Here is a 3,020-nt window from a genome sequence, read left to right on the forward strand (position 1 = left end):
TTATGTATAAGGAAATATTAGATTAAGTTATTAAGGGCGCACGGTGGATGCCTTGGCACTAGAAGCCGAAGAAGGACGTTACTAACGACGATATGCTTTGGGGAGCTGTAAGTACGCTTTGATCCAGAGATTTCCGAATGGGGAAACCCAGCATGAGTTATGTCATGTTATCCACATATGAATACATAGTATGTGAGAAGGCACACCCGGAGAACTGAAACATCTTAGTACCCGGAGGAAGAGAAAGAAAACTCGATTCCCTGAGTAGCGGCGAGCGAAACGGGAATAGCCCAAACCAACAGGCTTGCCTGTTGGGGTTGTAGGACACTCAATACGGAGTTACAAAGGAAATAATTAGACGAATGGTTTTGGAAAAACCAACCATAGAAGGTAATGGTCCTGTAGTCGAAAGTTATTTCTCTCCTGAGTGGATCCTGAGTACGGCGGAACACGTGTAATTCCGTCGGAATCCGGGAGGACCATCTCCCAAGGCTAAATACTCTCTAGTGACCGATAGTGAACCAGTACCGTGAGGGAAAGGTGAAAAGCACCCCGGAAGGGGAGTGAAATAGAACCTGAAACCGTGTGCTTACAAATAGTCAGAGCCCGTTAATGGGTGATGGCGTGCCTTTTGTAGAATGAACCGGCGAGTTACGATTTGATGCAAGGTTAAGCAGTAAATGTGGAGCCGTAGCGAAAGCGAGTCTGAATAGGGCGAATGAGTATCTGGTCGTAGACCCGAAACCAAGTGATCTACCCATGTCCAGGTTGAAGTTCAGGTAACACTGAATGGAGGACCGAACCGACTTACGTTGAAAAGTGAGCGGATGAGGTGTGGGTAGCGGAGAAATTCCAATCGAACTTGGAGATAGCTGGTTCTCTCCGAAATAGCTTTAGGGCTAGCCTCAAGTGATGATTATTGGAGGTAGAGCACTGTTTGGACGAGGGGCCCCTCTAGGGTTACCGAATTCAGACAAACTCCGAATGCCAAATAATTTAACTTGGGAGTCAGACTATGGGTGATAAGGTCCGTAGTCGAAAGGGAAACAGCCCAGACCACCAGCTAAGGTCCCAAAATATATGTTAAGTGGAAAAGGATGTGGCGTTGCCCAGACAACTAGGATGTTGGCTTAGAAGCAGCCATCATTTAAAGAGTGCGTAATAGCTCACTAGTCGAGTGACACTGCGCCGAAAATGTACCGGGGCTAAACATATTACCGAAGCTGTGGATTATCCGTAAGGATAGTGGTAGGAGAGCGTTCTAAACGTGTTGAAGCATGATCGTAAGGACATGTGGAATGTTTAGAAGTGAGAATGCCGGTGTGAGTAGCGAAAGATGGGTGAGAATCCCATCCACCGATTGACTAAGGTTTCCAGAGGAAGGCTCGTCCGCTCTGGGTTAGTCGGGACCTAAGCCGAGGCCGATAGGCGTAGGCGATGGATAACAGGTAGATATTCCTGTACCACCTATGATTGTTTGAACGATGGGGGGACGCAGTAGGATAGGCGAAGCGTGCTGTTGGAGTGCACGTCCAAGCAACAAGACTGAGTGTTAGGCAAATCCGGCACTTATAAGGTTGAGTTGTGATGGGGAGCTGGATCATGTATCCGGCGAGTCGTTGATTTCACACTGCCAAGAAAAGCCTCTAGTTAGAAAATAGGTGCCCGTACCGCAAACCGACACAGGTAGTCAAGATGAGAATTCTAAGGTGAGCGAGCGAACTCTCGTTAAGGAACTCGGCAAAATGACCCCGTAACTTCGGGAGAAGGGGTGCTTTTTAGGGTGCAAGCCTTGAAGAGCCGCAGTGAATAGGCCCAAGCGACTGTTTATCAAAAACACAGGTCTCTGCTAAACCGTAAGGTGATGTATAGGGGCTGACGCCTGCCCGGTGCTGGAAGGTTAAGAGGAGTGGTTAGCTTCTGCGAAGCTACGAATCGAAGCCCCAGTAAACGGCGGCCGTAACTATAACGGTCCTAAGGTAGCGAAATTCCTTGTCGGGTAAGTTCCGACCCGCACGAAAGGCGTAACGATTTGGGCACTGTCTCAACGAGAGACTCGGTGAAATCATAGTACCTGTGAAGATGCAGGTTACCCGCGACAGGACGGAAAGACCCCGTGGAGCTTTACTGTAGCCTGATATTGAAATTTGGCACAGCTTGTACAGGATAGGTAGGAGCCTTTGAAGCGTGAGCGCTAGCTTACGTGGAGGCGCTGGTGGGATACTACCCTGGCTGTGTTGACTTTCTAACCCGCACCATTTGATCATGGTGGGAGACAGTGTCAGGCGGGCAGTTTGACTGGGGCGGTCGCCTCCTAAAGAGTAACGGAGGCGCTCAAAGGTTCCCTCAGAATGGTTGGAAATCATTCGCAGAGTGTAAAGGCACAAGGGAGCTTGACTGCGAGACTTACAAGTCGAGCAGGGTCGAAAGACGGACTTAGTGATCCGGTGGTTCCGCATGGAAGGGCCATCGCTCAACGGATAAAAGCTACCCCGGGGATAACAGGCTTATCTCCCCCAAGAGTTCACATCGACGGGGAGGTTTGGCACCTCGATGTCGGCTCATCGCATCCTGGGGCTGTAGTCGGTCCCAAGGGTTGGGCTGTTCGCCCATTAAAGCGGTACGCGAGCTGGGTTCAGAACGTCGTGAGACAGTTCGGTCCCTATCCGTCGTGGGCGTAGGAAATTTGAGAGGAGCTGTCCTTAGTACGAGAGGACCGGGATGGACATACCTCTGGTGTACCAGTTGTCGCGCCAGCGGCATAGCTGGGTAGCTATGTATGGACGGGATAAGTGCTGAAAGCATCTAAGCATGAAGCCCCCCTCAAGATGAGATTTCCCAACTTCGGTTATAAGATCCCTCAAAGATGATGAGGTTAATAGGTTCGGGGTGTAAGCGCAGTAATGTGTGTAGCTGACGAATACTAATCGATCGAAGACTTAATCAAAATTTTTAACTCGGTTTAACGCCGTAAAATCTGCTTACTATCTAGTTTTGAATGTGCAATACATTCTAATAGT

1 rRNA gene is annotated in these 3,020 nt (G+C 49.3%); it reads left to right on the forward strand.

The window, feature by feature from the left end:
• Window positions 1–20: 20 nt before the first annotated feature.
• Window positions 21–2,947 (forward strand): 23S ribosomal RNA (locus LQ668_RS12215).
• Window positions 2,948–3,020 lie beyond the last annotated feature (73 nt).

It is taken from the genome of Mammaliicoccus sp. K-M42, assembly GCF_022386375.1.
Lineage (GTDB): Bacteria > Bacillota > Bacilli > Staphylococcales > Staphylococcaceae > Mammaliicoccus > Mammaliicoccus fleurettii.